Consider the following 5,564-nt stretch of genomic DNA (forward strand, 5'->3'; position numbering starts at 1 on the left):
AAAGCCTTGGGAATAGTCGGTTTTGTCGGGATTTCTTGGCATTCAGGAAGACTGAAGGCACAAAATACAGTGTACAAGCCTGTTAGGAAAGCCTCCCGTGGTATTTCCCTAATGGAGGAACCCTGGGATTTTGCGGGCGTAAATTGGCTGGTCAGCACCCGTGGGAAATGGTTTGAAGCCCGTGCGAGCGATCCGCTTCGCGACGATGAACGACTCCCTCGGAGGCCACTCGGGCCACAAACCTCACCTCTCGGTAACCACTCTCGCTGCCCTGGGCATTGTTTTTGGCGATATCGGAACGAGCCCGCTTTATGCGTTCCGCGAATGTTTTTCCGGCCACCACGGAGCGCCGATCAGCCCTCAGAACCTGGTGGGCGCCGCCTCGCTGATCGTCTGGTCGCTGCTGCTGGTGGTCTCGGTGAAATATTTGTTCATCATCCTCAAGCTGGACAACAAGGGCGAGGGCGGGATTCTGGCGCTATCGACTTTGATCCGGGGCGCGGTGCGGCGGCTCGGTGGAAATGACCCGCAGAAGATTTTGTTATTCGGCCTGGCGGGCGCGGCTTTGATTTATGCCGACGGCATGCTGACTCCCGCGATCTCGGTGCTCAGCGCCGTGGAGGGACTTTCAGTGAGTAGTCCGGCGCTGGCACACTGGACGGTGCCGCTGGCGGTGGTGATTTTGATAGGGCTGTTTTCCATCCAGAAGTTCGGCACGGGGAATGTGGGGAAATTGTTCGGGCCGGTGGTGTTGCTGTGGTTTTCCACGCTCGCGCTGCTGGGCATCGGGGCGCTGTGGCATCACCCGCAGGTGCTGCTCGCGCTGAGTCCGTCAGAGGGGATCGCGTTTCTTATCCGCGAGTGGCAGCACGCGTTTCCGTTGCTGGCGGCGGTATTTCTGGCGGTGACCGGCGGTGAGGCGCTCTACGCGGATCTCGGGCATTTCGGCACCCGGCCGATCCGCGTCGGCTGGTTCTCGGTGGTGCTGCCCGCGCTGGTTTTAAACTATCTCGGCCAGGCGGCGCTGCTCACGGCCGATCCGTCGGCGATCCGCAGTCCGTTTTTCCTGCTCGCTCCGGAAATCCTACAATTGCCGCTGACCATCCTGGCGACCGGGGCGGCGATCATCGCCAGCCAGGCGCTGATTTCCGGCGCGTTCTCCCTAACCGCACAAGCGGTGCAACTCGGCTGCATGTCGCGGGTTCGGATTCTTTATACTTCCGAGCACTCGATGGGCCAGGTTTATGTGCCGGTGGTCAACCACGTCCTGGCGGTTGCGTGTATTTTGTTGGTGATCGTGTTCGAGACCTCGTCCGCGCTGGCGGGGGCTTACGGCGTTGCCATTTCGCTAACGATGACGATCACCTCGCTGTTGTTCTTCTCGGCGGCTCGCGCGGTTTGGGGTTGGTCAAAATTCAAGGCGGGCCTGATCACGGGGGTTTTCCTGTTGCTCGACGGCGCGTTCCTCGCCGCGAACGCCCTGAAAATTTGGCCGTCCGGCTGGCTGCCGCTGCTGATCGCCGCCGTGGTGATGTCGATCATGCTGATCTGGATCTGGGGCCGCCAGCGCTTGTATGCGCGGATCTTGCGAGACTCGCTGCCGATCGATGTCTTGCTCAAGGATCTGCACAAAGGCAAAATCCACCGGGTTTCCGGCACCGCGATTTACATGAGCGGCAAAGGCCTGCAAGTGCCTACCGCGCTGCTGCATAATTTGAAGCACAACCAGGTCCTGCACGAGCGCGTGATCCTCCTGCACGTCATGACGCTCGACCAGCCGCGGGCGAATCCAGGTGATATGCTGGACTACGAGGATCTGGGAGACGGCGTGCATCGCGCGACCCTGCGCTTCGGCTTCGCGGAAACTCCCGACGTGCCCACCGCTCTGAAACTCAGGATGCCGGAGAGCGCGCGTTTCCAGCCGGGCAAGGCGACTTATTTCCTCGGTCGCGAAACCTACGGCGTCGGGAAAAAAGCGACTTTCATCGACCGGCTCCGTCTCTCGCTTTTCGCGGCGATGGCCCGCAACGCCTCTCCCGCGACTGCTTATTTCCAGCTTCCTCCCGGCCGCGTCGTCGAGCTCGGCGGACAAATCACTTTGTAAATGCCGGCAGGAATTCCCGCAGCACCCGCCGTGGCCACCCCATCTTCCCTATCCATCACCGGCCTTGGGGCGCTCTCCGCGCTCGGGGCGGGCATCGCATCCCATCACCGGGCGCTGCTGGCGCGGCAGGTGCCGTTCCGGAAACTCGGCGAACTGCTCGGTGCCGACAGCCCGCACGCGGCGCGGCCCGGCGCGTGGATCGAGCGGCGCTCGTTGTTAGTGAACCGCAAGTGGAGCCCGGCGACGATGGCCGCGCTGCACGTCGCCCGCGAGGCGATTGCCGAAGCCGGCTGGACCGCGGAGGAACTGCGCGACGCGGCCTTGGTCGTCGGCACCAGCCGGGGAAACGCCGCGGGTTGGCTCGGTCCGTGGCCGGGGCGCAGGCCGTTCAAGCTGATGGCCGCGAGCAACACCATCCACAGCGAACCGGCGTCGGCCATCACCATCGAGTTCGGCATCACCGGGCCTAACCACGTCCTCGCCAGCGGTTGCGCCGCGGGCCTCGACGCCATCGGCATCGCGATGATGCTGGTGCGCTCCGGCACCGCGCCGCGCGCGCTGGCGGTGGCGGTGGATCTGCCGCTGGTGCCGGTCCTGCTCGATAACTATGCCGCGTCCGGCCTGTTATCCGCGGACACGGATTTGAATCCCTATCATTCCGCATCGTCCGGTTTCATCCCCGCCGAGGGCGCGGCGGCGATGGCCATCGAGCATCGCGAAGGCCGTTTCCCCCGGCTCGCGCACTATGGCTGCAATGCCGACGCGTGTGATCCGGTGGGTATTCCCGCCGATGGCGGGCGCACGCCGGAGTTGATAGAAAAGGCGGCCCGCCTCCACGGCAGCCCGTCCGCCATCTGTCCGCACGCCACTGGAACCGCCGTGCAGGCCGTGGCCGATCCCGCCGCGCTGAGCCGTTGTTTTCCCGACTCGCGGCCCAGCCTGCATCTGTTGAAGCCCTTCACCGGCCATACCATCGGCGCGAGCGGATTGTTGGAGAGCGTGATCCTCGCCCGTTTCGCGCGCGACCGCCAACTCCCGCCGAACCTCGCCGGACGCCGCGCTCCCGCCGGATTCCAGCTGCCCGACGAGGTGCTTGAAAACCGCGGTTCCATCTATAAACTTTCCCATGGAATGGGCGGGCACAACGCCCTGCTTGTTCTGACACCGCCATGAGCCCGACACGTCGCCTTGAAGTTTCCATCGATGACCAGACACTGAAAGTCATCGAGGGCGATCAATGCATCCGCCGATTTGATATCTCCACCGCCACCAAGGGCATGGGTTTCACCATGAACAGTTATCGCACGCCGACCGGCCGTTTCCGGGTGGCGGAAAAAATCGGCGAAGGCGCAGCGAGCGGCACGATTTTCAAGCAGCGGGTGGCCGCGGGCTTGTGGCTTCCGGGTTCCGCGGTCGAGGGCGATCTGGTCCTCAGCCGGATTCTCCGCCTCGAAGGACTGGATGTTGAAAATGCAAACACGCTGGAGCGCTTCATCTATATCCACGGCACGAATCACGGGGACAAGCTCGGCCAGCCCGCCAGCCAGGGCTGCATCCGTCTCCGCAACGACGAGGTGATCGAGTTGTTCGACATGGTGAGCGAAGGAACCGAATTGGAAATCCAGCCCGCCACCAAGCGCGGCGTGAAGTTGTTTTTCATCGATTGTGATTCCACGCTTTCGACGATTGAGGGAATCGACGAGCTGGCGCGCGGCAAGGGCGGTGATGTTTTCGAGCGGGTCGTGGAGTTGACCAACGCCGCGATGAACGGCGAGGTTCCGATCGGCGAGGTGTTCCCGCGGCGGATGGAGATGATCCGTCCGGACCGCGAGCTATGTGATGCGGTGGCCGCGCTTTATGTGGAAACCATCGTGCCGGGCGCTGAGGAAATGATCCGCGAGCTGAAGGATGCCGGCTGGCTGCCCGTCATCCTGTCGGGTGGTTTCGCGCCCTTGATCCAGCCGCTGGCGGCGCGCCTGGGCATCGCCCACGTGGAAGCCGTGCCGCTCTATTTCCACGAGGATGGTTCCTATAAAGGCTATGGTGAGGATTATCCAACCACGCGCAACCTCGGGAAAAACGAAGTGATCCGCGAATGGAAACAGGCGCTGTTGCCTGAGCGTGTGGCGATAATGGGTGATGGAATGTCGGATCTGGAGACCAAGCCGGACGTTGATGATTTCATCGGATTCGGCGGCGTGGTGGCGCGCCCGAAGATAGAGAAAGGGAGCGATCACTGGCTGGCCGACATGAGCGACAGGTCTGTTTTGAAAGGTATCATCTCGAATGATCCGATTAGAAAATCGTGAGCCATAGCATCCGGCGCGGCTCCCGTGATACAGATTTAGCTTGCTAGCTCGTTGTTTGTTTATAGGTTGCTCCCGACATGAGCACTACTCCTAAGAAAAACACGCCACAACGTGTCCGTTACACCGATGCCCAGAAGAAAGAAATCGTGGACTTTGCCACGAGCTACAATGCCGCAAACGGTCGTGGCGGCCAAAGCGCTGCTGCTAATAAATTCAAGGTCTCCCCGATTTCGGTGGCTGCTTGGATGAAAGGCGCCGGCGCTCCGAAAGCCGCCGCCCCTGCGAAGGCGGCGAAGGCACCAAAGGCCGCCAAGGCAGCGAAGCCCGCCAAGGCAGCGAAGCCCGCCAAAGCAGCGAAGCCCGCCGGCAAGAGCAAGGTCGGCACCCGCTACACCGCCGAGCAGAAGAAGGAGGTCGTTGACTTCGCCGTTGCCTACAACGCGGCGAACGGCCGCGGTGGCCAAAGCAAGGCAGCCGCGAAGTTCAAGGTTTCCCCACTCACGGTGATGGCCTGGTTGAAGGCCGCCGGCGTCAAGAGCTCCTCCAAGAAGGCTGCGAAAAAGGGCGCCCGCGCCGCCGCGCCTGCGAAGGCCGCCAAAGCCGCGAAGAAAGCATCCTCGTCGGCATCAGGCAGCTTCGATGCCAAGCTCGGCGCGCTTCTCGCGTTGAGCAAGGAAATCGCCAATGCCGAAGCCGCGCTCGCCCAACTCAAGGGCAAGTTCAGCTCGCTCAAGGCGTCGCTCTAATAGAAATCAAATCATTATCTCACAGGCCGTCTCCCCATCAGGGAGGCGGCCTTTTTTTGTTTCACCAGACGACGTCCGTGGTCACCTCGCTCCAGCGCAAGTGATCCGCCTCGAACACGAAGCGGCCGAGGAATGATTGCTCCTTGAGCAGCAGCGGCAGCCAGTGCTGGTCGTCCTCCCACATCCGGTGATAGGGAATCGCATCGAGCGTGGTCCACAGCGGCACGGCCTCGTCGGTCTCGGTGGGAGTGCCGCTGAAGTCGTCCGAGCGATAAACATGGCAGAGAATGTGCGGGCAGTCCGACATCGAGAACCGCAGTTCTCCCAGCTTTCGCGGCGCGTGCGGCGTGACGTGGAGCTCTTCCTGCGTCTCGCGAATCACGGCCTCCAGCGGCGTCTCGCCGG

The 5,564-nt window shown here is 62.4% G+C and carries 5 protein-coding genes; 4 read left to right on the forward strand and 1 reads right to left on the reverse strand.

Going from position 1 to position 5,564, the window contains the following annotated elements:
* Positions 1 to 205 precede the first annotated feature (205 nt).
* The 4 genes from AC4DF4_RS17665 to AC4DF4_RS17680 all read left to right on the forward strand — a co-directional run bounded on the left by AC4DF4_RS17665 (position 206) and on the right by AC4DF4_RS17680 (position 5,159).
* Positions 206 to 2,104, forward strand: coding sequence for a potassium transporter Kup (locus AC4DF4_RS17665; RefSeq protein ID WP_490049425.1), 1,899 nt, complete (start codon positions 206 to 208; stop codon positions 2,102 to 2,104).
* A 30-nt stretch (positions 2,105 to 2,134) separates the two neighbouring features.
* On the forward strand, positions 2,135 to 3,277 hold the full coding sequence (locus tag AC4DF4_RS17670) for a beta-ketoacyl synthase N-terminal-like domain-containing protein (RefSeq protein ID WP_490049426.1): 1,143 nt from the start codon (positions 2,135 to 2,137) through the stop codon (positions 3,275 to 3,277).
* The gene (locus AC4DF4_RS17675) at positions 3,274 to 4,413 is read left to right on the forward strand and encodes an HAD-IB family phosphatase (RefSeq protein ID WP_490049427.1); all 1,140 of its coding nucleotides are present in this window, start codon (positions 3,274 to 3,276) and stop codon (positions 4,411 to 4,413) included. Before AC4DF4_RS17670 ends, AC4DF4_RS17675 begins: the two co-directional genes overlap by 4 nt.
* 77 nt (positions 4,414 to 4,490) lie before the next feature.
* On the forward strand, positions 4,491 to 5,159 hold the full coding sequence (locus AC4DF4_RS17680; protein WP_490049428.1) for a hypothetical protein: 669 nt from the start codon (positions 4,491 to 4,493) through the stop codon (positions 5,157 to 5,159).
* A gap of 61 nt (positions 5,160 to 5,220) precedes the next feature.
* On the opposite strand, the gene AC4DF4_RS17685 is transcribed toward AC4DF4_RS17680, so the two are convergent.
* On the reverse strand, positions 5,221 to 5,564 hold a 344-nt coding region (locus AC4DF4_RS17685; RefSeq protein WP_490049429.1), incomplete at its 5' end, for an 8-oxo-dGTP diphosphatase.

The organism is Luteolibacter sp. (assembly GCF_058122085.1).

Coding starts and splice junctions, on each gene's coding strand:
- AC4DF4_RS17675 (WP_490049427.1), top strand. CDS start 3,274: ATGAGCCCGACACGTCGCCTTGAAGTTTCCATCGATGACCAGACACTG.
- AC4DF4_RS17665 (WP_490049425.1), top strand. CDS start 206: ATGAACGACTCCCTCGGAGGCCACTCGGGCCACAAACCTCACCTCTCG.
- AC4DF4_RS17680 (WP_490049428.1), top strand. CDS start 4,491: ATGAGCACTACTCCTAAGAAAAACACGCCACAACGTGTCCGTTACACC.